This is a genomic window from Streptomyces sp. IBSBF 3136, from assembly GCF_036815105.1.
Lineage (GTDB): Bacteria > Actinomycetota > Actinomycetes > Streptomycetales > Streptomycetaceae > Streptomyces.
The window spans coordinates 1-22258 of the sequence record NZ_JAJSZC010000183.1; the positions used below are offsets into that span (position 1 = coordinate 1).

At 70.7% G+C, this 22258-nt stretch carries 21 protein-coding genes and 1 riboswitch; of the genes, 12 read left to right on the forward strand and 9 right to left on the reverse strand.

Annotation, left to right across the window (positions count from 1 at the left end; all coding sequences use genetic code 11):
* Positions 1–65: 65 nt before the first annotated feature.
* Positions 66–1658: a Na+/H+ antiporter gene (locus tag V7E45_RS30110; protein WP_333777364.1), complete on the reverse strand. Its 1593-nt coding sequence runs from the start codon at positions 1656–1658 to the stop codon at positions 66–68.
* 61 nt (positions 1659–1719) lie between these two features.
* Here V7E45_RS30110 and V7E45_RS30115 point away from each other — a divergent pair, with 61 nt between their 5' ends.
* The 3 genes from V7E45_RS30115 (at position 1720) to V7E45_RS30125 (ending at position 3757) form a co-directional block, all read left to right on the forward strand.
* Entirely contained in the window at positions 1720–1980 is a 261-nt protein-coding gene (locus V7E45_RS30115; protein ID WP_333777365.1) for a UBP-type zinc finger domain-containing protein, read from the forward strand.
* 272 nt (positions 1981–2252) lie between these two features.
* Positions 2253–2666, forward strand: coding sequence for an anti-sigma factor (locus V7E45_RS30120; protein WP_006136266.1), 414 nt, complete (start codon positions 2253–2255; stop codon positions 2664–2666).
* Between the two features lie 17 nt (positions 2667–2683).
* Positions 2684–3757 (forward strand): RNA polymerase sigma factor SigF, encoded by a 1074-nt coding sequence (locus V7E45_RS30125; RefSeq protein WP_333777367.1) that lies wholly within the window; start codon positions 2684–2686, stop codon positions 3755–3757.
* Between the two features lie 37 nt (positions 3758–3794).
* Here the strand turns inward: V7E45_RS30125 and V7E45_RS30130 are convergent, their stop codons facing one another.
* Entirely contained in the window at positions 3795–4235 is a 441-nt protein-coding gene (locus V7E45_RS30130; RefSeq protein WP_333777389.1) for a hypothetical protein, read from the reverse strand.
* Between the two features lie 234 nt (positions 4236–4469).
* On the opposite strand from V7E45_RS30130, the gene V7E45_RS30135 reads away from it, so the two are divergent.
* Positions 4470–5438 (forward strand): diacylglycerol/lipid kinase family protein, encoded by a 969-nt coding sequence (locus tag V7E45_RS30135; RefSeq protein WP_333777368.1) that lies wholly within the window; start codon positions 4470–4472, stop codon positions 5436–5438.
* Between the two features lie 320 nt (positions 5439–5758).
* A complete protein-coding gene (locus tag V7E45_RS30140) occupies positions 5759–6016 on the forward strand; it encodes a WhiB family transcriptional regulator (RefSeq protein WP_016639615.1) in 258 nt (85 codons plus the stop codon).
* 169 nt (positions 6017–6185) lie between these two features.
* On the opposite strand, the gene V7E45_RS30145 is transcribed toward V7E45_RS30140, so the two are convergent.
* Both V7E45_RS30145 and V7E45_RS30150 read right to left on the reverse strand, forming a co-directional pair.
* A complete protein-coding gene (locus tag V7E45_RS30145) occupies positions 6186–7652 on the reverse strand; it encodes a sensor histidine kinase (RefSeq protein ID WP_333777369.1) in 1467 nt (488 codons plus the stop codon).
* A 351-nt stretch (positions 7653–8003) separates the two neighbouring features.
* Positions 8004–8654, reverse strand: a complete 651-nt coding sequence (locus V7E45_RS30150) for a TetR/AcrR family transcriptional regulator (RefSeq protein WP_333777370.1) — start codon at positions 8652–8654, stop codon at positions 8004–8006.
* A gap of 121 nt (positions 8655–8775) precedes the next feature.
* Here V7E45_RS30150 and nagB point away from each other — a divergent pair, with 121 nt between their 5' ends.
* The 6 genes from nagB (at position 8776) to V7E45_RS30180 (ending at position 16485) form a co-directional block, all read left to right on the forward strand.
* On the forward strand, positions 8776–9561 hold the full coding sequence (gene nagB, locus V7E45_RS30155) for a glucosamine-6-phosphate deaminase (protein WP_333777371.1): 786 nt from the start codon (positions 8776–8778) through the stop codon (positions 9559–9561).
* Positions 9562–9752: 191 nt separating this feature from the next.
* Positions 9753–10517, forward strand: coding sequence for a GntR family transcriptional regulator (locus V7E45_RS30160; RefSeq protein ID WP_333777372.1), 765 nt, complete (start codon positions 9753–9755; stop codon positions 10515–10517).
* A gap of 170 nt (positions 10518–10687) precedes the next feature.
* On the forward strand, positions 10688–10951 hold the full coding sequence (locus V7E45_RS30165; protein WP_333777373.1) for a DUF3311 domain-containing protein: 264 nt from the start codon (positions 10688–10690) through the stop codon (positions 10949–10951).
* Positions 10948–12576, forward strand: a complete 1629-nt coding sequence (mctP, locus tag V7E45_RS30170) for a monocarboxylate uptake permease MctP (protein ID WP_333777374.1) — start codon at positions 10948–10950, stop codon at positions 12574–12576. The genes V7E45_RS30165 and mctP overlap by 4 nt, the downstream gene beginning before the upstream one ends.
* Before the next feature lie 260 nt (positions 12577–12836).
* Positions 12837–12964: riboswitch (cobalamin riboswitch) on the forward strand.
* Positions 12965–13102: 138 nt separating this feature from the next.
* Positions 13103–15472 (forward strand): ribonucleoside-diphosphate reductase subunit alpha, encoded by a 2370-nt coding sequence (locus V7E45_RS30175; RefSeq protein ID WP_333777375.1) that lies wholly within the window; start codon positions 13103–13105, stop codon positions 15470–15472.
* Positions 15472–16485 (forward strand): ribonucleotide-diphosphate reductase subunit beta, encoded by a 1014-nt coding sequence (locus V7E45_RS30180; protein ID WP_333777376.1) that lies wholly within the window; start codon positions 15472–15474, stop codon positions 16483–16485. The genes V7E45_RS30175 and V7E45_RS30180 overlap by 1 nt, the downstream gene beginning before the upstream one ends.
* On the opposite strand, the gene V7E45_RS30185 is transcribed toward V7E45_RS30180, so the two are convergent.
* Positions 16398–16658: a hypothetical protein gene (locus V7E45_RS30185; RefSeq protein WP_333777377.1), complete on the reverse strand. Its 261-nt coding sequence runs from the start codon at positions 16656–16658 to the stop codon at positions 16398–16400. The genes V7E45_RS30180 and V7E45_RS30185 overlap by 88 nt on opposite strands.
* 93 nt (positions 16659–16751) lie before the next feature.
* Here V7E45_RS30185 and V7E45_RS30190 point away from each other — a divergent pair, with 93 nt between their 5' ends.
* On the forward strand, positions 16752–17714 hold the full coding sequence (locus V7E45_RS30190) for a GlxA family transcriptional regulator (protein WP_333777379.1): 963 nt from the start codon (positions 16752–16754) through the stop codon (positions 17712–17714).
* 28 nt (positions 17715–17742) lie between these two features.
* On the opposite strand, the gene V7E45_RS30195 is transcribed toward V7E45_RS30190, so the two are convergent.
* The 4 genes from V7E45_RS30195 to V7E45_RS30210 all read right to left on the reverse strand — a co-directional run bounded on the left by V7E45_RS30195 (position 17743) and on the right by V7E45_RS30210 (position 22233).
* A complete protein-coding gene (locus V7E45_RS30195; RefSeq protein WP_333777380.1) occupies positions 17743–19113 on the reverse strand; it encodes a bifunctional albaflavenone monooxygenase/terpene synthase in 1371 nt (456 codons plus the stop codon).
* Positions 19110–20192: an epi-isozizaene synthase gene (gene cyc1 / locus V7E45_RS30200; protein ID WP_333777381.1), complete on the reverse strand. Its 1083-nt coding sequence runs from the start codon at positions 20190–20192 to the stop codon at positions 19110–19112. Before cyc1 ends, V7E45_RS30195 begins: the two co-directional genes overlap by 4 nt.
* Positions 20193–20452: 260 nt before the next feature.
* A complete protein-coding gene (gene def / locus V7E45_RS30205; protein WP_333777382.1) occupies positions 20453–21103 on the reverse strand; it encodes a peptide deformylase in 651 nt (216 codons plus the stop codon).
* Between the two features lie 125 nt (positions 21104–21228).
* Complete coding sequence (locus V7E45_RS30210; RefSeq protein WP_333777383.1) at positions 21229–22233, reverse strand: tetratricopeptide repeat protein; 1005 nt, start codon at positions 22231–22233, stop codon at positions 21229–21231.
* Positions 22234–22258 lie beyond the last annotated feature (25 nt).

Below are 22258 nucleotides of genomic sequence, written 5' to 3' on the forward strand. Positions count from 1 at the left end.
GCCCTCCGCCGCCCGGTCCTCCGCCAGGCAGCTCTCCGCCGCCCGGTCCTCCTCCCCCTCCCCCGCTACCCGGCCTCGCGGTAGGCGGCCGCCTCCTCCAGGTCGAGCCGGCGCAGCAGCGCGCGCAGCATCTCGTCGTCGATGTAGCGGTGGTCTCGGAGCCTGACGAAGACCTCACGCTCGGCGCTGATCATCTCGCGGGACAGCCGGCGGTAGGTGTCGTCCACGGACTCCCCGGTGACCGGGTTGGTCTGGCCGAGCCGTTCCCAGACGGCGTTGCGCCGGCGCTCCAGGACCGTGCGCAGGCGGTCGGCGAGCGGCGGGGGCAGCGCGTTGCGCTCGTCGGAGAGCAGGTCGTCCAGGCGGCTGTCGGCGGCCCGGGACGCCTGCGCCTGGGCGTTGGCCTCGGCGAGCGTCTCGGCCTGCCGGTCGCGGCCGGGGAACTTCAGCAGGCGGATCAGCGGGGGCAGGGTCAGCCCCTGCAGGACCAGGGTGCCGATGACGGTGGTAAAGGTCAGGAACAGGATCAGGTTGCGCTGCGGGAAGGCTCGGCCGCCGTGCACGACCGCCGGGACGGAGAAGGCGATGGCCAGCGAGACCACGCCGCGCATCCCGGCCCACGAGGTGACCATCGCGCCCCGCCAGGTGGGGTCCTCCTCGCGCGCCCTGACGCGCGCCGACAGGCGGGGCAGGAAGGTCGCCGGGTACACCCACGCGAACCGGGCGAGGACGACGACGAGGAAGAGGACCACCGCGTACCAGGTCGCCTTGGCGCCCTCGTGCTGCCCGAGGCCCTTGAGCACGACCGGCAGCTGGAGACCGATCAGGGCGAAGACGGCCGACTCCAGGATGAAGGCGACCATCTTCCACACCGCCTCCTCCTGGAGCCGGGTGGCGAAGTCGACCTCCCACGCGCGGTGGCCGAGGTACAGGGCGACGACCACCACCGCGAGGACCCCGGAGGCGTGCAGCTGCTCGGCGACGCCGTAGGCGACGAACGGGATCAGCAGCGAGAGGGTGTTCTGGATCAGCGGTTCGGTCAGGTGGGTGCGCAGCCAGTGCAGGGGAGCCATGAGGACGAGCCCGATGCCGACGCCGCCGACGGCGGCGAACAGGAACTCGCGGATCCCGCCGGCCCAGGTGGCGCCCGCGCCGACGGCCGCGGCGACGGCCACCTTGTAGGCGGTGATCGCCGTGGCGTCGTTCAGCAGGGACTCGCCCTGGAGGACCGTCGTGATCCGGGACGGCAGACCGACCCGGCGGGCGACCGCCGTGGCGGCCACCGCGTCCGGCGGGGCCACCACCGCGCCCAGCACCAGGGCGGCGGTCAGCGGCATCCCCGGAATGATCACATAGGCGGCCCATCCGACGACGACGGTCGCGAAGAGCACGTAGCCGACCGACAGCAGGGCCACCGGTCTGAGCTGGGCCCGCAGGTCGAGGTAGGAGCTGTCGGTGGCCGAGGTGTACAGCAGCGGGGGCAGCAGCAGCGGGAGTACCACTTCCGGGTCGAGTTCGTAGTCGGGCACCCCGGGCACGTAGGAGACCGCGAGGCCCACCGCGACCAGCAGCAGCGGCGCCGGCACCGGTCCGCGCCGGGCCGCCGCCGCGACCGCCGCACTGCCCGCCACCAGCAACAGCAGCGGCATCACGTCCATGGTTCTCGCCCACCCTCGTTTTCCGCGCGGTCCCCCGCACGCCCGTCGTAATGTGGCAATCATGAAACAGTGCACGCACACCGACGCGCTGCCGCTCCAGGATCCCGAGCCGCTCGACGCGACCTGTCCCGAGTGCCTGCGGGACGGTACGCACCCGGTGCAGCTGCGCCTGTGCCTCACCTGCGGCCACGTCGGCTGCTGCGACTCCTCGCCCGGCAGGCACGCCACGGAGCACCACGCGACGTCCGGTCATCCCGTGATGCGGACCTTCGAACCCGGCGAGGACTGGCGGTGGTGCTTCGTCGACCACGTTCTCGTGTGACACTTCACTGGACGGCACGCGGCCGTGACCGCCGACGGTTCGGGCGTCTGACGCCGGGGTACGTCAACCCGGCGCGCGCTCTTCCCTTTTGGGGCCGCTGACCCTCTAGACACGGAGCGTATCCACAGCTTTACTGTGAGTGACGCCAGGGGGTTGGGGTCCCGGGGACAGATGCGTTCGGAGCGCGATAGCGTCACCGCGGAACCACGTGTGCGTTACCCCGGGGGGCGACCCTCGGCCCCCGTAAAGCTTGTACCACCATGGAGGTGAGGGTGTCCCAGATCGCAGGCGAGCCCGCGACCCAGGACTTCGTGGAAGTCCGGCTGCCGGCTGCGGGTGCCTACCTGTCGGTGCTGCGGACGGCCACGGCCGGCCTGGCGGCCCGTTTGGACTTCACCCTGGACGAGATCGAGGACCTGCGCATCGCCGTCGACGAGGCCTGCGCGATCCTGCTGCAACAAGCCGTGCCGGGCTCCGTCCTCAGCTGTGTCTTCCGGCTCGTCGACGACTCGCTGGAGGTCACGGTGTCGGCGCCGACCACCGACGGCCACGCCCCCTCGCGGGACACCTTCGCGTGGACGGTGCTCTCGGCCCTCGCGGGCAAGGTCTCGTCCGCCGTCGACGAGGACCGGACCGTGTCGATCAGCCTCTACAAACAGCGCGGCGCGGGCCCCGGGCCGGCGTGAGGAACGGGGACGGGCCGGTGCGGGACGAAGAGCGCGGCACACGGGAGCTGCCGACGGGGGACCCAGAGTCCACGACTGCTTCCCGACGCATGGCGGACGGCATCGACGGCATCCCCGAGCAGGCCAGGCCACACCCGGAGGAGGACTCCGCGGAGGCCGCCGGCGACGGTGCCGCGCAGAGCGCGCCTGCTGAGGGACGTGGGACGGCCGGCTCCGCCGCCCGCGCGCAGGCGAGGGCTCGGGGAAGGGCTACGGGCGGGACGATGAGCGAGCACGAGCGACACGCGGAGGACGACGCGCCGGGCGCGGAGGTCGTGCCGACCCCTCGGCACGACCCCCAGGACCGCAGCGGGGCGCGTGCGAAGTTCGTCGAGCTGCGCAAGCTGAACGCGGGCAGCGCCGAGTACGCGGAGCTGCGCAACCAGCTGGTCCGTATGCACCTGCCGCTCGTCGAGCACCTGGCGCGCCGCTTCCGCAACCGCGGCGAGCCGCTGGACGACCTCACCCAGGTCGCCACGATCGGGCTGATCAAGTCGGTCGACCGCTTCGACCCCGAACGCGGTGTGGAGTTCTCCACGTACGCCACGCCGACCGTCGTCGGCGAGATCAAGCGCCACTTCCGCGACAAGGGCTGGGCGGTCCGCGTGCCGCGCCGGCTCCAGGAGCTGCGCCTGGCGCTGACCACGGCGACGGCGGAGCTGTCCCAGCTGCACGGCCGCTCCCCCACGGTGCACGAGCTGGCCGAGAAGCTCGCGATCTCCGAGGAGGAGGTCCTGGAGGGCCTGGAGTCCGCGAACGCGTACTCGACTCTGTCCCTGGACGTCCCCGACACCGACGACGAGTCCCCGGCGGTCGCCGACACCCTCGGCGCCGAGGACGAGGCGCTGGAGGGCGTGGAGTACCGCGAGTCCCTCAAGCCGCTGCTGGAGGACCTGCCGCCGCGGGAGAAGCGCATCCTGCTGCTGCGCTTCTTCGGGAACATGACCCAGTCGCAGATCGCGCAGGAGGTCGGCATCTCCCAGATGCACGTCTCCCGGCTGCTCGCCCGGACCCTCGCCCAGCTGCGGGAGAAGCTCCTGGTGGAGGAGTAGCGGTACCGAGGAGTGGCGGTACCGGAGCGAGTGACGCCTACTTCGTCCGGCCCGGCCCCTTGATCCCGAGGGCCCGGGTCGTCGCCGGGTTCACCAGCAGCACCAGGGACGCCACGGCCACGACGGCGAGGGCGATGCCGCCCGGGATGGCCATGCTGTCGGCCTTGAGCAGGTTGTAGGCCACCGGAAGCGCCATGATCTGCGTGATGATGGCGGGTCCCCGGCTCCAGCCGCGCCTGAGCAGCAGGCCGCGCGCGGCCAGCAGGGGCAGCAGCGCGAGCACCACCAGCGTGATCCCGCCGGTCACGGCCTGCTGCCGGTCGTCCGGGTCGCCGGTGAGCCCGAGGACGAGGATCCAGACGCCACCGGCCAGGAGGGCGACCCCCTCCAGCGCGGAGAGCGCCGCCGCGTACGTCAGCCGGCGGGGGCGCTCGCCGGCGGTGCCGGTGGTCCCGGCGACGCCGTCGGTGGCGCCGATCGGGCCGGTCGCGCCGGTCTCGTCGGTCGCGCCGTTGTCACCGTGGTTCTGGGTGGGGTTCCGCTCACTGCTCACCCCTGAAGGGTAGCCGTGCCCCGTGCCGCGACTCGGGGCGGAGCGGTCCCGGCCCGGCCCGGCGACTCGGGGCGGAGTGTCCGGACTCACGCCCCTCTCTCTTACCCGTTCCCTACCTCGGTCTGGGCCGGGTACCCCCCAGTAGGTACGCTGCCATCCATGCGTGCACTTCTCGTGGTCAATCCGGCGGCAACCACCACAAGCGCACGCAGGCGTGATGTGCTGATCCACGCGCTGGCGAGCGAGATGAAGCTGGAGGCGGTCACCACCGAGTACCGCGGCCACGCCCGCGACCTCGGCCGGCAGGCCGCGGAGAGCGACGACATCGACCTCGTCGTGGCCCTCGGCGGTGACGGCACGGTCAACGAGGTGGTCAACGGCCTGCTGCACGCCGGCCCCGACCCGGACCGGCTGCCCGGCCTCGCCGTGGTCCCGGGCGGTTCCACCAATGTCTTCGCCCGCGCCCTGGGCCTGCCCAACGATCCCGTCGAGGCAACCGGCGCTCTGCTGGACGCCCTGCGCCAGGGCAGCGAGCGGGTGGTCGGCCTCGGGCTGACCTCGGGCACACCCGGCACCGAGGACGAGGCGGTGCCGGACCGCTGGTTCACCTTCAACGCCGGTCTCGGCTTCGACGCGGGTGTGGTCGGCCGGGTCGAGCAGCAGCGCGAGCGGGGCAAGAAGTCCACGCACGCGCTGTACGTGCGGCAGGTGGTCCGGCAGTTCCTCGGCGAGCAGCACCGCCGGCACGGCCCGATCACCCTGGAGCGGGACGGCGCGGACGCGATCACCGACCTGGTGGTCGCCATAGTCTCGAACACGTCCCCGTGGACGTATCTTGGCAATCGCCCGATGTACACGTCGCCTAAGGCTTCGTTCGATACCGGCATCGACGTGCTCGGTCTCAGCCGCCTGTCGACGGCCGCGGTTGCCCGGTATGGCACCCAGTTGCTCACTTCGTCCCCCGAGCGCGGACCCCATGGCAAGCACGCCCTCTCCCTGCACGACCTGGACCGCTTCACCTTGCATTCGAAGGTCCCCCTCCCCCTTCAGATGGACGGCGACCACCTGGGACTGCGTACGAGCGTGACGTTCACAGGCGTACGCCGCGCACTGCGTGTGATTGTGTGAGCGGAAGAGGCCAAAGTCCTTTCACTCGAACGTTTAGGCCAGGATCCACCCCATGGAAGTACGGCTGTGACCCAGTCGACACCGAGGAATCAAAAAAAACTTTCCTGAAGGGGTTGTATCCGCCGCTGAGGTTTGCGAGTCTCTACGTGGTGATCGGGACGGCCCGCAAGACCGGCCTCCACTGACCACCAGAACCCCTCAACAAACCAAGGACCACGCCGGGGCAGACTCGGCGATCGGCCCTTCACTTGTTGAGGGATTCGTGAAAGCGTTCACATTCACAAGCAACTTGCACGTAATACCAAGGAGAGGTAGCAGCCATGGACTGGCGTCACAACGCCGTTTGCCGCGAGGAAGACCCCGAGCTCTTCTTCCCCATCGGCAACACCGGTCCTGCGCTGCTGCAGATCGAGGAAGCCAAGGCCGTCTGCCGTCGCTGCCCCGTCATGGAGCAGTGCCTGCAGTGGGCGCTCGAGTCCGGCCAGGACTCCGGCGTCTGGGGTGGTCTCAGCGAGGACGAGCGCCGCGCCATGAAGCGCCGCGCCGCCCGCAACCGGGCCCGTCAGGCCTCCGCCTGACACTCCCACCCCTGCTGACAGCCTGAGCTTGGCGGCGCGTACACCGCGTACGCATCTCCCGCCCCCGAGCCGCAGCGCGCAGTACCCCCGATGCGCTTAGCGAGAGCAGAGCAGCAACGAGCACGAGCCTCGGACCCCTGGTGGTCCGGGGCTTTCTGCTTGCCCGCCGTCACTTCTGGGCGCGCACCGGGATGTCGAGGATCACCCGGGTCCCGCGCTCCGGTGCCGGGACCATGTCGAACGTACCGCCCAACTCGCCCTCGACCAGCGTCCGTACGATCTGGAGTCCGAGGTTGCCCGAGCGGTGCGGGTCGAAGCCCTCGGGCAGCCCGACCCCGTCGTCCTGGACCGTGACCAGCAGCCGGGCCTCCTTGGTGGTGCCGCCGCGAACGGCGGACACCTCGACCGTGCCGGTGTCGCCCTCGCGAAAGCCGTGCTCCAGGGCGTTCTGCAGGATCTCGGTCAGCACCATGGAGAGCGGGGTGGCGACCTCGGCGTCGAGTATCCCGAAGCGTCCGCTGCGCCGGCCGGCCACCTTGCCCGGCGAGATCTCGGCGACCATCGCGAGCACCCGGTCGGCGATGTCGTCGAACTCCACCCGCTCGTCCAGGTTCTGAGAAAGCGTCTCATGGACGATGGCGATCGAGCCCACCCGTCGCACCGCCTCCTCCAGTGCCTCCCGGCCGCGCTCGGAACCGATGCGGCGGGCCTGCAGCCGCAGCAGGGCGGCGACCGTCTGGAGGTTGTTCTTCACCCGGTGGTGGATCTCCCGGATGGTGGCGTCCTTGGTGATCAACTCCCGTTCGCGGCGCCGGAGTTCGGTGACGTCCCGGCACAGCACCAGCGAGCCGATGCGGGTTCCCTTGGGCTTGAGCGGGATGGCCCGGAACTGGATGACCCCCTCGTTGGTCTCGATCTCGAACTCGCGCGGCGCCCAGCCGCTGGCCACCTTGGCGAGCGCCTCGTCCACCGGACCCCGGGTCGGGGCCAGTTCGGCGGTCGTCTGCCCGAGGTGCTGGCCGACCAGGTCGGCGGCGAGCCCCAGGCGGTGGTAGGCGGAGAGGGCGTTCGGGGAGGCGTACTGGACGACTCCGTCCGCGTCCAGCCGGATCAGTCCGTCGCCGACGCGCGGCGAGGCGTCCATGTCGACCTGCTGGTCGGGGAAGGGGAAGGAACCGGCGGCGATCATCTGCGCGAGGTCCGAGGCGCTCTGGAGGTAGGTCAGCTCCAGGCGGCTCGGCGTGCGGACGGTCAGCAGGTTGGTGTTGCGGGCGATGACACCGAGGACACGGCCCTCACGGCGCACCGGGATCGACTCGACCCGTACGGGGACCTCTTCGCGCCATTCAGGGTCGCCCTCGCGCACGATCCGGCCCTCGTCCAGCGCCGCGTCCAGCATGGGGCGCCGGCCGCGCGGCACCAGGTGCCCGACCATGTCGTCCTGGTACGAGGTCGGCCCGGTGTTCGGCCGCATCTGGGCGATGGAGACGTACCGGGCGCCGTCCAGCGTCGGGACCCACAGGACCAGGTCGGCGAAGGAGAGGTCGGAGAGCAGCTGCCACTCCGAGACCAGCAGGTGGAGCCACTCGAGGTCGGAGTCGTCGAGGGCCGTGTGCTGGCGTACGAGTTCGTTCATGGAGGGCACCTTGTGAGCGTACCCGGGCCCGCGAGTGGCCGAAAAACACCCGCGGGCCGCGGCGCCTGAGAGGGACCCTCAACCCTCCCGGCACCGCAGCCCGGAGCATCATCGGCCGTGGGGTGTGCGGTCCCGGTCGGCCGAAGGTCGAGGAGCCGGGGCAGTCAGGGCAGAGAGCACCGGTTCCTCGGTCCGTCCTCCTGTGCGGGGAAGACGGAAGCTTTTCAGTTTTCCCTACGATGTCCCTCGGTGCATTGTGGACTAGACCACGATGGCGTGTCCATGCACGCGAGGGCAGGGCTCGTGGCACAGCCACTGGCACGCGATGCCACGAAGCCTAGCCCGCCCGGGTCAGCAGCGGGGCCAGATGGTCAGGGCAATTTCGGCGAGCGACTCCAGTTCCGCCCGGCTCGCGCCGTCCCGGGCCTGCTGGGACATGCCCTGCATCAGTGCTCCGGTGTGCCGGGCCAGGGCCCCGGCATCGGTGCCGGCCGGCAGCCGCGCGGCGGCCATGTCGGCCCTGATCCGCGCCTCCACGGCGGCGATGTCCGCGCGCCGCCGCTCCCGCAGCAGCCGTCCGACCTCGGGTGTGGAGGTGTTGGCGGCCGCGTGGGCCACCAGGCAGCCCCGGGGACGGGCCGGGTCGGTGTAGCGGGCGGCGGCCTCGCGCAGCATCCGCGCCACCGCGGCCCGCGCGGTCGGCTCCTCGGCGAGGGCGCGGGCGGGGAAAGCGCCGTGGGTGCCGGTGTAGACCCGGACGACCTCCTCGAACAGGGTCCGTTTGTCGCCGAAGGCGGCGTACAGGCTCGGGGTGCCGATGCCCATGATCCGGGTGAGGTCCGAGACCGAGGTCGCCTCGTAGCCGTGCTCCCAGAACGCCGTGAGCGCCCTCTCCAGTGCGGTGGCCCGGTCGAAGGAGCGCGGTCTGCCACGCGACCGTGCCGCCGTGACCTGCGCTTTCGTCTCCACTGCCGGCCGTTCCGCGTCCTGCGCGTGCACCATGGAGCGGATTTTATAGCGACCCCTAGAGAAAGGGGAACGGCGTGGTGCGGCCCTGCCGATCCTGTTAGATTGGTCTAAACCACATAGCTCCTCATGGCTCCTTCAGAACGGCAGGCCCAGCGTGGAAGTTGTCATCGTTCCGGACGCCGCGGCGGGCGGCGAGCTGATCGCCGAGGCCATGGCCCAGCTCCTGCGGCGCAAGCCCGACGCGCTGCTCGGGGTGGCCACCGGCTCCACCCCGCTGCCCATCTACCAGGCGCTGACCGCCAAGGTGCGCTCCGGCGCCGTGGACACCGCGCGGGCGCGCATCGCCCAGCTCGACGAGTACGTGGGGCTGCCCGCCGAGCACCCCGAGTCCTACCGCTCAGTGCTGCGCCGGGAGGTGCTGGAGCCGCTCGGGATCGGCATGGACGCCTTCATGGGACCGGACGGCACGGCCGATGACGTGCAGGCGGCGTGCGAGGCGTACGACAGGGCGCTCGCCGGGGCCGGCGGGGTCGACCTCCAACTGCTCGGGATCGGGACCGACGGGCACATCGGCTTCAACGAACCGTGCTCCTCGCTCGCCTCGCGCACCCGGATCAAGACCCTGACCGAGCAGACCCGGGTCGACAACGCCCGCTTCTTCGACGGCGACATCGAGCAGGTGCCGCACCACGTGATCACCCAGGGCATCGGCACCATCCTGGAGGCCCGGCACCTGGTGCTGCTCGCGACGGGCGAGGGCAAGGCGGACGCGGTCGCCGCGACCGTCGAGGGACCGGTGGCGGCCGTCTGCCCGGCCTCCGCGCTCCAGCTGCACCCGCACGCCACGGTGGTCGTCGACGAGGCCGCCGCCTCCAAGCTCAAGCTGGCCCACTACTTCCGGCACACCTACGCGAACAAGCCGGACTGGCAGGGGATCTAGGCCGGGGACGAGCCGGGCGCCCCGCGGGAACGACCCCCGCTATGGACTAGACCAACACCGGGCCCCCGGGTATATAGAGGAGGTCACGGACCGTGCGGATGGATCCCTGACACACGAAGCCGTGCCACGATGTGAGCCGTGGCCGATGGGATGTCGGTCGCTTTCGGCATCAGGAGCCGGGAAGGCAGAGCATGAGCACCGACGTCGGCAGTGCGGAGAACGAGGCCGGGGCGACGGTCCGTACCGCGCGCGTGCCCAAGTACTACCGCTTGAAGAAGCACCTGCTCGACATGACGGAGACGCAGGCGCCCGGCACGCCGGTCCCGCCCGAGCGCACGCTCGCGGCCGAGTTCGACACCTCCCGCACCACCGTCCGCCAGGCCCTCCAGGAACTCGTCGTCGAGGGCAGGCTCGAACGCATCCAGGGCAAGGGCACCTTCGTCGCCAAGCCGAAGGTCTCGCAGGCGCTGCAGCTCACCTCGTACACCGAGGACATGCGCGCCCAGGGCCTCGAGCCCACCTCCCAGCTGCTGGACATCGGGTACATCACGGCCGACGACCGGCTCGCCGAGCTGCTCGACATAACGGCGGGCGGCCGCGTGCTGCGCATCGAGCGCCTGCGCATGGCCAACGCCGAGCCGATGGCCATCGAGACCACCCACCTCTCGGCCAAGCGCTTCCCGGCGCTCAGGCGCTCGCTGGTGAAGTACACCTCGCTGTACACGGCCCTGGCCGAGGTCTACGACGTCCACCTCGCCGAGGCCGAGGAGACCATCGAGACCTCGCTGGCCACCCCGCGCGAGGCCGGCCTGCTCGGCACCGACGTGGGCCTGCCGATGCTCATGCTCTCGCGCCACTCGCTGGACCGCGAGGGCAAGCCGGTGGAGTGGGTGCGGTCGGTGTACCGCGGCGACCGGTACAAGTTCGTGGCCCGTCTGAAGCGCCCGGTGGAGTGACCCGGTCAACCCGGTGAACCGGTCCGCGGCCCGGCCGGGCCGGCGTCTTCACACGTCAACCGCGAAATCGGCATGCCGATATGCGGACGGGGTCTTCCGCTCCCGCGACACCGTCACCTAGATTGCCTGCGCATTACACAGGTTGATCAGCGAGGGGACGGAGCCGTGGCATGTCCGAAACGCCTGAAGTGAGACCACCGGTGGTGACACCGGTCCGCGTGACCATCGCTCTGTGTCTAGTCGCGCCCTTCGTGGCGATGCTGTGGGTCGGCTCGTACGCCGAGACGGACCCCGCGTTCATCGGGATCCCGTTCTTCTACTGGTACCAGATGCTGTGGGTGCTGATCTCGACCGCGCTCACCGTGCTCGCCCACCGGCTGTGGCAGCGTGACCAGCGCGACCGCCGGACGCGGGACGGGGGTGCGGCGAAGTGAAGGACGGCGTCAACGGCGTCGCGCTCGGCGTCTTCATCTTCTTCTTCCTGGCCGTCACGGTCCTGGGCTTCCTGGCCGCGCGCTGGCGCAGGGCCGACAACGAGCACTCCCTGGACGAATGGGGCCTGGGCGGCAGGTCGTTCGGCACCTGGGTCACCTGGTTCCTGCTCGGCGGCGATCTGTACACCGCGTACACCTTCGTCGCCGTACCGGCCGCGATCTACGCGGCGGGCGCGGCCGGCTTCTTCGCGGTGCCGTACACGATCCTGGTCTACCCGCTGATCTTCACGTTCCTGCCCCGCCTGTGGTCGGTCTCGCACCGCCACGGCTACGTGACGACGTCGGACTTCGTGCGCGGCCGCTTCGGCTCCAAGGGCCTGTCGCTGGCCGTGGCGCTCACCGGCATCCTCGCGACGATGCCGTACATCGCGCTCCAGCTCGTCGGCATCCAGGCGGTGCTGGACGTGATGGGCGTCGGCGGCGGCGAGAACACCAACTGGTTCGTGAAGGACCTGCCGCTGCTCATCGCCTTCGGCGTGCTGGCCGCGTACACCTACTCGTCGGGCCTGCGCGCGCCCGCGCTGATCGCGTTCGTGAAGGACGCGCTGATCTACATCGTCATCGCGGTGGCGATCATCTACATCCCGATCAAGCTGGGCGGGTTCGACGACGTCTTCGCCAAGGCGGCCGACGCGTTCAGCCAGGTCAACCCGGCCACGGGCAAGCCGCGTGGCGCGCTCGTCCCGCCGGAGGCCGGCCAGTGGACCTACGCCACCCTGGCGCTCGGCTCGGCCCTGGCACTGTTCATGTACCCGCACTCGATCACCGCGACCCTGTCGTCCAGGAGCCGTGAGGTGATCCGCCGCAACACCACGATCCTGCCGCTGTACTCGCTGATGCTGGGCCTGCTCGCGCTGCTCGGCTTCATGGCGATCGCGGCCGGGGTCAAGGTCACCAACGGGCAGCTGGCGATCCCGCAGCTGTTCGAGGACATGTTCCCGGACTGGTTCGCGGGCGTGGCCTTCGCGGCGATCGGCATCGGCGCCCTGGTGCCTGCGGCCATCATGTCCATCGCGGCGGCCAACCTGTTCACGCGCAACATCTACAAGGACTTCATCAAGCCCGACGCGACGCCCAAGCAGGAGGCCCAGGTCTCCAAGGTCGTGTCGCTGCTGGTGAAGGTGGGCGCGCTGGTCTTCGTCCTGACGATGGACAAGACGGTGGCCATCAACTTCCAGCTGCTGGGCGGCATCTGGATCCTGCAGACCTTCCCGGCCCTGGTGGGCGGTCTGTTCACCCGCTGGTTCCACCGCTGGGCGCTGCTCGCCGGCTGGGCGGTCGGCATGGTCTACGGCACGCTCGCCGCCTACGGCGTGGCCTCCCCGACCCAGAAGCACTTCGGCGGCTCCGCGAAGGAGATCCCGGGCATCGGGGAGATCGGCTACATCGGTCTCACGGCGTTCGTCCTCAACGTGGTGGTCACGGTGGTCCTCACGTTCGTCCTCAAGGCCGTGAAGGCCCCCGAGGGCCTCGACGAGACCCGGCCGGAGGACTACACGGCGGACGCGGGCGACGCGGGGGTCCAGGTGGAGCTCCCGCCGGCCACGGCGGGCGCCGGTCACTGACCCGACGACGCACCTGGAGCGGGGGGGCCCCCCCCGCGGGGCGGCCCCCCCCCCGCCCCGCCCCCCCCCCCCCGCCCCCCCGCCCCCCCCCCCCCCCCCCCCCCCCCCCCCCCCCCCCCCCCCCCCCCCCGCGTCCGGCCCCCGGCCGCTCTCCCGAGGGCACCGCTCGTCACTCTGGCGGTCCGGGAGTTGACCCACTGGAGCCGCCGCACCGCGCGACAGACACAACATCTGGGGGTGACACGACAGCCCGGCACTAGATGTATGCTCATGCTCGCTGTAGCCGCAGGGGAATCCGGTGCGAATCCGGAACTGTCCCGCAACGGTGTACTTGCGTGTATCCGCACGCCTGTCCAGTCCGAGGACCTGCTGTCAGCACGCGCCCGGCCGTCCGGTCCGGGTGCCTCCAGACGTCCGGGCCTCGTGGAGTGGGCCGGTGGACGCGACGCCGTGCGCGCTCGTGCCGTCGCCGCCCGCTGCCCTCCCCCTCCACCAGGCCCCCGTGCCGAGCGAGGGAGAGCCCCACGTGACCATCGCGCCCGCCGATCCGGCTTCGGTCAGCGACCCGAGGACCGACGGTCCCGGTGCCGCGCTGCTGCGGACACTGACCGAGCTGACCGCCGACCTCCCCGACGCCGACCCCGGCCGAGTGGCCGCGGCCGCGCTGCGCGGCCGGTCCGCCCGGGCCGACGAGGCTGAGCTGCGCGAGCTGGCCACGGAGGCGGCCGCCGGTCTCATCTCCGAGGACCCCGCCTACTCCCGGCTGGCCGCCCGGCTGCTGACCGTCTCGGTCCGCGCCGAGGCCGCCTCACAGGGCGTCACCTCCTTCACCGGGTCCGTCGCCGTGGGCCACCGAGAGGGGCTGATCGCCGACCGCACCGCGGAGTTCGTACGACTGCACGCCGAGCGCCTCGACGCGCTGGTCGACCCGGCGGCCGACGACCGCTTCGGCTACTTCGGCCTGCGCACCCTGCACAGCCGCTACCTGCTCCGGCACCCCCTCACCCGCAAGGTGATCGAGACCCCCCAGCACTTCATGCTGCGGGTGGCGTCGGGCCTCGCCGAGGACGACACCGTCCGCTCCCTGGACGAGGTCGCCGCGCTCTACCGGCTGATGAGCCGCCTCGACTACCTGCCCTCCTCCCCCACGCTGTTCAACTCCGGTACGCGGCACCCGCAGATGTCGTCCTGCTACCTGCTCGACTCGCCGCTGGACGAGCTGGACTCCATCTACGACCGCTACCACCAGGTGGCCCGGCTCTCGAAGCACGCCGGCGGCATCGGCCTGTCGTACTCCCGCATCCGCAGCCGCGGTTCGCTGATCCGCGGCACCAACGGGCACTCCAACGGCATCGTGCCGTTCCTGAAGACCCTGGACGCCTCGGTGGCCGCCGTGAACCAGGGCGGCCGGCGCAAGGGCGCGGCCGCGGTGTACCTGGAGACCTGGCACTCCGACATCGAGGAGTTCCTGGAGCTGCGCGACAACACCGGTGAGGACGCGCGCCGTACGCACAACCTGAACCTCGCGCACTGGGTCCCGGACGAGTTCATGCGCCGGGTCAACGCCGACGAGCAGTGGTCGCTGTTCTCCCCGGCGGACGTGCCCGAGCTGGTGGACCTGTGGGGCGCGGAGTTCGACGCGGCCTACCGCAAGGCGGAGGCGGACGGGCTCGCCCGCCGCACGATCCCGGCCCGCGACCTGTACGGCCGCATGATGCGCACACTCGCGCAGACCGGCAACGGCTGGATGACCTTCAAGGACGCCGCCAACCGCACCGCCAACCAGACGGCGACCGCGGGCCACGTGGTGCACTCCTCCAACCTCTGCACCGAGATCCTCGAGGTCACGGACGACGGGGAGACGGCGGTCTGCAACCTGGGTTCGGTCAACCTCGGCGCCTTCGTGGCGGACGGCGACCTCGACTGGGAGCGCCTGGACGCCACGGTCCGCACCGCCGTCACCTTCCTGGACCGCGTCGTCGACATCAACTTCTACCCGACCGAGCAGGCGGGCCGCTCCAACGCCAAGTGGCGTCCGGTGGGCCTGGGCGCCATGGGCCTCCAGGACGTCTTCTTCAAGCTGCGCCTGCCCTTCGACTCCGCGGAGGCCAGGGCCCTGTCCACGCGGATCGCCGAGCGGATCATGCTGGCCGCGTACGAGGCCTCCGCCGACCTGGCCGAGCGCAACGGTCCGCTGCCGGCCTGGGAGAAGACCCGCACCGCCCGCGGCGTCCTGCACCCGGACCACTACGACGTGGAGCTGACCTGGCCCGAGCGCTGGGCGGCGCTGCGCGAGCGGATCGCCTCCGTGGGCATGCGCAACTCGCTGCTCCTGGCGATCGCGCCCACCGCGACCATCGCCTCCATCGCGGGTGTGTACGAGTGCATCGAGCCGCAGGTGTCCAACCTGTTCAAGCGCGAGACGCTGTCCGGGGAGTTCCTCCAGGTCAACTCCTACCTGGTGCGGGAGCTGAAGGAGCTGGGCGTGTGGGACGCCCGGACCCGGGAGGCGCTGCGCGACTCCAACGGCTCGGTGCAGGAGTTCGCCTGGATCCCGGCCGACGTACGGGCGCTGTACCGCACGGCGTGGGAGATCCCGCAGCGCGGCCTGATCGACATGGCCGCCGCCCGCACCCCGTTCCTGGACCAGGCGCAGTCGCTGAACCTGTTCCTGGAGACGCCGACCATCGGCAAGCTCTCCTCGATGTACGCGTACGCCTGGAAGTCGGGCCTGAAGACGACGTACTACCTGCGCTCCCGCCCGGCGACCCGGATCGCCCGGGCCGCCCAGGCCCAGGCGCAGGTCACGACCCCCATCCCCGTCCAGCAGGCCGCCGACCCCGACGCGGTCGCCTGCTCCCTTGAGAACCCCGAGTCCTGCGAGGCCTGCCAGTGATGACCCCCCGTAACCAGAACCTGCTCGACCCGGGCTTCGAACTGACCCTGCGTCCGATGCGCTACCCGGACTTCTACGAGCGCTACCGCGACGCCATCAAGAACACCTGGACCGTGGAGGAGGTCGACCTCCACTCGGACGTGGCCGACCTCGCGAAGCTGTCCCCGAAGGAGCAGCACCTCATCGGCCGCCTGGTGGCCTTCTTCGCGACGGGCGACTCGATCGTCGCGAACAACCTGGTGCTGACGCTGTACAAGCACATCAACTCCCCCGAGGCACGGCTCTACCTGAGCCGGCAGCTGTTCGAGGAGGCCGTGCACGTCCAGTTCTACCTGACGCTCCTGGACACCTACCTGCCCGACCCGGACGACCGGACGGCGGCCTTCGCGGCGGTGGAGAACATCCCCTCCATCCGTGAGAAGGCGGAGTTCTGCTTCAGGTGGATCAACGAGGTCGAGAAGCTGGAGCGCCTGGAGTCCCGGGCGGACCGCCGGCGCTTCCTGCTGAACCTGATCTGCTTCGCCGCGTGCATCGAGGGCCTGTTCTTCTACGGCGCCTTCGCGTACGTCTACTGGTTCCGCAGCCGGGGCCTGCTGCACGGCCTGGCCACCGGCACCAACTGGGTGTTCCGCGACGAGACGATGCACATGTCCTTCGCCTTCGACGTGGTCGACACCGTCCGCAAGGAGGAGCCGGACCTCTTCGACGACGAGCTGCGGCAGCAGGTCACCGACATGCTGCGGGAGGCCGTCGAGGCCGAGCTGCAGTTCGCGCGCGACCTGTGCGGTGACGGCCTCCCGGGGATGAACACCGAGTCGATGCGCCAGTACCTGGAGTGCGTCGCCGACCAGCGCCTGACACGGCTCGGCTTCGCCCCGGTGTACGGCTCGGAGAACCCGTTCTCCTTCATGGAGCTGCAGGGTGTTCAGGAGCTGACGAACTTCTTCGAGCGCCGCCCCTCGGCGTACCAGGTCGCGGTCGAGGGCACCGTCGACCTGGACGAGGACTTCTGATCCCTCCTTCCGGCCCGCGCCTGACGGGCTCCCCGGGCCTCCTGGGCCCTCCTGATCTGCCGGTCGATGATCCGGTCCCGCACGATGCCGATCACCGCCGGGAGGACCAGGAGGCCCAGGATCCCGATCACGGCGACCATGCCGAGCAGTCCTTCTGTCTGTGTCGTAGTCATAGACACCACTGTCACGCCTGACACTCCTTACCGCGAGTGGCAGGACTGCCGCACACCCTCGATTTACTGCCACCGACGAGGCACACTGGCAGCATGCTGCGAAATGTGGTCGCCGTCCTCCTCGACGGCGTGAACCCCTTCGAGCTGGCCGTCGTGTGCGAGGTCTTCGGCACCGACCGCAGCGACGAGGGCCTGCCGGTGTACGACTTCGCGGTCGCCTCGGCCGAGGGTCGGACGCTGCGTTCGAACGCGGGTTTCTCACTCCACGTCGAGCACGGCCTGGAGCGACTGGATTCGGCCGATCTGATCGCCGTGCCGGCCGGGTCGCACTACGCCTCCCGGCCGTTCCCGCCCGAGCTGCTGGACGCCCTGCGCCGCGGCGTGGACCGCGGCGCCCGGGTGCTCAGCGTCTGCTCGGGCGTCTTCATGCTCGCCGCGGCCGGGCTGCTGGAGGGCCGGCGGTGCGCCGTGCACTGGCACCACGCGGACGAGCTGGCCCGCCAGTACCCACGGCTGACCGTCGAGCCGGACGTGCTCTACGTGGACGAGGACCCGGTGATCACCTCCGCCGGCACCGCGGCCGGCATCGACGCCTGTCTGCACCTCGTGCGCAAGGAACAGGGCCCGGAGGTCGCCAACCGGATCGCCCGGCGCATGGTGGTGCCGCCGCACCGGGACGGCGGGCAGGCCCAGTTCATCGAGCGGCCGCTGCCCAAGGCCCCGTGCGACACCGTCGGCGAGGTCCTGGCGTGGATGGAGCGCCACCTCGACCGGGAGGTGACCGTCGAACAGCTAGCCGCCCGCGCCCACATGGCCCCGCGCACCTTCGCCCGCCGCTTCCAGCAGGAGACGGGCACCACCCCCTACCGCTGGATCCTGCGTCAGCGCGTGCTGCTGGCACAGGAGTTGCTGGAAGGCACGGACGAGACCATGGAAGCGATCGCCTCGCGCACGGGGTTCGGCACGGCGGCCGCGCTGCGCCACCAGTTCGTCCGCGCGCTGGACACCACCCCGGCGGCCTACCGGCGCACGTTCCGGGGCCCGCAGGCCGCCTGAACGCGCACCGGCGTCGACCGCGCCCGGGCTACCAGGGCAGCGCCCTGAGCAGCAGCCGGTGCGGCCGCAGCGTGATGCCCACGCGGGTGGTGTCGTTCGACCCGCTGACCTGTTCGAAGCGGTACTTCGCCGAGATCGCCGCGGTGATCAGGCTCAGCTGGGCCATGGAGAAGTGGTCGCTCGGGCACTTGCGGTTGCCCACGCTGAACGGGCTCATGGCGTACTTCGGCACCTCCTTGGCACGCTCGGGCAGCCAGCGGTCCGGGTCGAAGTCGAGGTGGCGGTCGTAGGAGCGGGCGTCGCGCTGGACGGCGTAGGGGCTGTAGACGATGTCCGCCCCGGCCGGAATGCGATAGCCGCCCAGTTCGGTGTCGGTCACCGCGCGCCGCGTCAATATCCATACGGCGGGCCTGAGCCGCATGGCTTCGACGACGACATTGTTGGTGTGCCTGAGCTCCCGGACATCGGCGAATGCAACGGGCCGGCCACCGGTCACGGATTCGACCTCGGCGCGCACCTTCTCGGCGTGTTCCGGATGTTCCGCGAGCACCTGGAGCAGCCACATGATCGTGGAGGCGACTGTTTCGCTTCCGGGGGTGAGTATCGCGACCACCTGGTCGTGGATCTCCTGTTCCCCGATGGGGTCGCCATTGTCGTCCTTCGCCTCCAGCAATGCCGTCAGCAAATCGTCCGGCTTTTGACCAGATGCCCTCCGCTCGGCGACGATCTCGTCGACCAGCAGATGCAAATCGGCCAGGGCCCGGTTGAATTCGCGGTTGGCCGGGAACGGCAGCCGGTAGAGCGGTCCTAGCGGGATGACCATCCTGCGGTACATACCACGGAAGACGGTCGCGAGGTCGGTGCTCAGCCGCTCCGCGCGCTCGTCCATGTACTCGCCGCGCAGCAGGCAGCGGGCGGCGATGCGCACGGCGACGCGGAACGACTCGGAGGTGCAGTCGACGGTCCCGCCCGGCTGCCAGCGCTCGGTCAGCCCGTGCGCCTCCTCCTCCATCACCGGGCCGTAGGCGGGGATCGCGTCGAGCCGGAACGCGGGCTGGATGGTGCGCCGCTGGCGGCGGTGCCGGGGGCCGTTGGCGGTGGCCACGCCCTCCTTGCCCAGCAGGCCCTCAAGGGATTCCCACAGCGGTCCGTCGATGCGGTAGTCGGGGCTGAGCGCGAGGGCGCCGGTGAGCGTCGGGGTGGTGACGGCGTACACCGTCTTGGGGCCGAGCCGCAGCCGGACGACGTCGCCGTGCTCGCGCAGGCCGGACATGAAGGCCAGCGGGTCGCGGACCAGTTTCAGGCCGTGGCCGAGGCCCGGGACGGCGCCGCCGGCCAGCGGCGGCTCGCGCAGTTCCGGTGTCCGCGGGGTCACGGGCTTCACAGACTCGACGGTCATTTCTCACCTGCCGCTTCGTTGTTGACGTACGGGGGCGTGGACCGGTCGTCCCAGCTGTCGACCATGTACCGGCCTGACTCGTGGTGGAACCAGTAGACGGAGCTGAACCAGTTCCGCATGTTGCCGACGCAGACGCGCACGGCGGTGCTCAATTCCTTTCCGCGCGTGGTTCCGTCGTCGAGCCCGTCGGCGAGCCGCAGGGCCTCGCGCTCGGCCTCCAGGAATTCGCTGATGCATTCCTCGACGCGCCGCCTGACCTCGTCCACGGCTTCTTCGAGGCCGAGCCCCTCATGGGTGACGAGGCTGATTCCGAGATTGTGCACCTCGTCGCCCGCTATTTCCTTGGGCAGCGAGCAGAGGTCGTTGTACCAGGCGGCGAATTCCTGGCTCAGCAGGGCGGGGCGGCGATATGCCGGGTGTTTTCTGATGGGGTCCGGGAGTTCACATCCCGCGCTCTGCTCCAGCAGGTCCGTCCATATCCAGTGCGCGAAGGTGAGGCGGCGCAGGGCGAGGTACTCCTCGACTTCGGGGACGTGTCCCGCGGTCCGGTTGCGAAACTCGCGGTCGTAGGCCTCGATCACCTCGTGGAAGTGCCGGGCGAAGCGCCGGTTCCACGTGCGCGGCAGGAACGAGTACAACCGCAGCACACTGTCCGCGAACCCCGCCACCAGCGGGTCCGGGTGGGCCAGATGGTGCCGGGGGGAGTCGAGGGCCGCGTGCAGGCGGTGCCTGAGGCGCCGCCAGTCGTCCGGGCGGCCGTGCACGATGTCCCGGTCGTGGCGGTCGTCCCAGACGAAGAACCAGGCGCTGTAGTCGGCGATGGCCTGGAGGACCTCCTCGCCGGCGTCGGTGTAGTACCCCGCCATCAGGTCGGTGTAGCAAAGACCGTCGGCATATTCCCGCACCTTGTCCGCCGGCATGAGCCGCTTTTCGAGCAGCCACGCCCGGGTCTTCTCCTGGAGCTTCGGCCAATACGGGTGGAGCTGCCGGGGAAACACGTCCTCGATCACCGGGAGGGCGAGAGACGGCGGTACCGCGACCGCTGTAGACGATGTGGTGCCGTGTGAGAAAGCGTGCACGAACAGTCCCCTCTCAGCCGCCAGGAGCGCAACACCCCTCCTTGCCGTGCCGGGCGTGCGCCGTTGCGTATCCCCGCTCTTACATTCAGCACTACAACTGACCGTTATGGGAACGGATTTGCTTCACTCACCACCCCAACATGCCGGGAATCATGCGACGAACAAACGAACGACGCCCGGTCGGGACGGATCCCGACCGGGCGTCGTCGATGACGTCGTGGCTGCTCCCGCAGGGTCGCCGTACGTCTCGGCCGCGTCTGTCAGCCGTTGGCGACCACGGGGTAGCGCGGCTCGTTCTCGGCCATCTGCCGCAGCGCGTCCTTGCGGTCCCGCTTGGACAGCCGGTCGATGTAGAGGTAGCCGTACAGGTGGTCCGTCTCGTGCTGCAAACACCGTGCGAAGTAGCCGGTGCCACGGATCTTGACCGGGTTCCCCTTCTCGTCCTGGCCGGTGACCTCGGCGTAGTCGGGGCGCGCGAGCGGCGCGTACGCGGTGGGCACGGACAGGCAGCCCTCGTTGCTGTCGTCCAGCCGGCGCCGGTCGGCGGGCAGCTCCACCAGCTTCGGGTTGCACACCACGCCCACGTGCCGGACGCCCTCGTCGTCCTGGCAGTCGTAGACGAAGACCTTCAGGTCCACACCGATCTGGTTGGCGGCCAGGCCCACGCCCTCGGCGGTGCGCTGGCTGGCGAACATGTCCGCGACGAGCTGGTCCAGCTCCGCGCCGAACTCGGTGACGTCCTTGCACTCGGTGTGCAGCACGGGGTTGCCGACGACGGTGATCGGCCGCGAGGTGCCGCGCTCGCGCCAGGCGTTCTCGCGCTCCTCACAGTCCTCCGTGTCGACGACGAACCCCTCGTCGTCGACGGGGAGCACGCCCGCGTGCTGCTGATCGGTGTCCTGCTGCGCCATGACCGACGTAAGCCTTCCTGCACAAATACTGGGAGTGATGCTGATACAGGGTACGTGCAGCACCCTGGCACGGGCGCGCGGAACCGCCTGACCGGCCCCTCACGGGACCGCGGCCCGGGGCGGCGTCAGCACACCTCTTCGAGATCCCGCCAGTCGCGCGAGTCCGGGCTGTCGGCGACCCAGCCGTCCAGCAGCCCTCGCACCAGCGAGGCGGGCGCGGCCACCCCGCACTCGCGCTCCGGCACCCACAGCTGCCCGTCCGTGCGGTGCCCGAGCGGCCCGGGGTGCCCCGGCTCGCTGTGGTCGTGCGGGTCCAGGTGCACGCCGTCGCCCTCGTCCGAGGGCATCCGCGACTCCGAGCACATGCGGCACAGCAGCCGCACCGAGGAGGACCAGTCCTCGGCCGCGAACCCCGCGTCGGCGGCGAGCTGCTCCAGGGCGTCCCGGTCCGCCTCGGTGGCCGCCTCCAGCAGCACCACCCAGGTGGGCACGGGCGAGGGCGCCCACAGCTCGATCTCGTCGAAGACCGGGTAGGAGTGGCCGGCCGACGTGGTGCGCTCGCCGTGCGGGACGCCGTCGTGCAGCACGACCTCGCCCCAGCGCCGCCCGGACGACGGCAGCGGGATGGACAGCACCTCGATCCGCGCAGGGTCGAGCCGGCGGCCCCACACCACCTCGGCCTCGCCCTCCGGGGAGAGCCGTACGGCCGCGCTGCCCAGCTCCATGCCGAGCGGTTCGCCGGCGGTGCCCCCTCCCCCAGCCTTCGGCCGGGAGGTACCCCCAGGCACCCGCAGCCCGTACGCCTGCCAGGCGCGGCGGGCCAGCGGCCAGTCCTGCAGGGCGGTCGCGGCGATGCCCACGTTCCACCAGTCCGGGGCGCCGGTCTCGCGGTCCAGGAGGGCCACGGCGCGCAGTCCGGCGGCGCGGGCCTGCTCCCAGTCGTGCCGGAACTTGTGCAGCAGCGCGAGGTTGAACCAGGACTCCGACAGCCAGGGTTCCAGGTCGGCGGCGCGCGTCAGCAGCTCGCCCGCGTCCTCGTACCGGCCGTCGCCGATGAGCGTGAACGCCCTGTCGGTGGCCTGCCGCCAGGAGGCGGAGGGCCGGTGCCGTCCCTTGCCGAAGATCCTCACGATTCCCGCCTGCCAGTTCCAGTTC

Bases quoted from the DNA above. Each gene is read 5' to 3' on its own strand.
- V7E45_RS30110 (WP_333777364.1), bottom strand. From the start codon at position 1,658: ATGGACGTGATGCCGCTGCTGTTGCTGGTGGCGGGCAGTGCGGCGGTC.
- V7E45_RS30150 (WP_333777370.1), bottom strand. From the start codon at position 8,654: ATGGTGCACGCGCAGGACGCGGAACGGCCGGCAGTGGAGACGAAAGCG.
- V7E45_RS30115 (WP_333777365.1), top strand. From the start codon at position 1,720: ATGAAACAGTGCACGCACACCGACGCGCTGCCGCTCCAGGATCCCGAG.
- V7E45_RS30165 (WP_333777373.1), top strand. From the start codon at position 10,688: ATGTCCGAAACGCCTGAAGTGAGACCACCGGTGGTGACACCGGTCCGC.
- def (WP_333777382.1), bottom strand. From the start codon at position 21,103: ATGGCGCAGCAGGACACCGATCAGCAGCACGCGGGCGTGCTCCCCGTC.
- V7E45_RS30160 (WP_333777372.1), top strand. From the start codon at position 9,753: ATGAGCACCGACGTCGGCAGTGCGGAGAACGAGGCCGGGGCGACGGTC.
- V7E45_RS30180 (WP_333777376.1), top strand. From the start codon at position 15,472: ATGACCCCCCGTAACCAGAACCTGCTCGACCCGGGCTTCGAACTGACC.
- V7E45_RS30195 (WP_333777380.1), bottom strand. From the start codon at position 19,113: ATGACCGTCGAGTCTGTGAAGCCCGTGACCCCGCGGACACCGGAACTG.
- V7E45_RS30145 (WP_333777369.1), bottom strand. From the start codon at position 7,652: ATGAACGAACTCGTACGCCAGCACACGGCCCTCGACGACTCCGACCTC.
- V7E45_RS30185 (WP_333777377.1), bottom strand. From the start codon at position 16,658: ATGACTACGACACAGACAGAAGGACTGCTCGGCATGGTCGCCGTGATC.
- V7E45_RS30135 (WP_333777368.1), top strand. From the start codon at position 4,470: ATGCGTGCACTTCTCGTGGTCAATCCGGCGGCAACCACCACAAGCGCA.
- V7E45_RS30140 (WP_016639615.1), top strand. From the start codon at position 5,759: ATGGACTGGCGTCACAACGCCGTTTGCCGCGAGGAAGACCCCGAGCTC.
- V7E45_RS30190 (WP_333777379.1), top strand. From the start codon at position 16,752: ATGCTGCGAAATGTGGTCGCCGTCCTCCTCGACGGCGTGAACCCCTTC.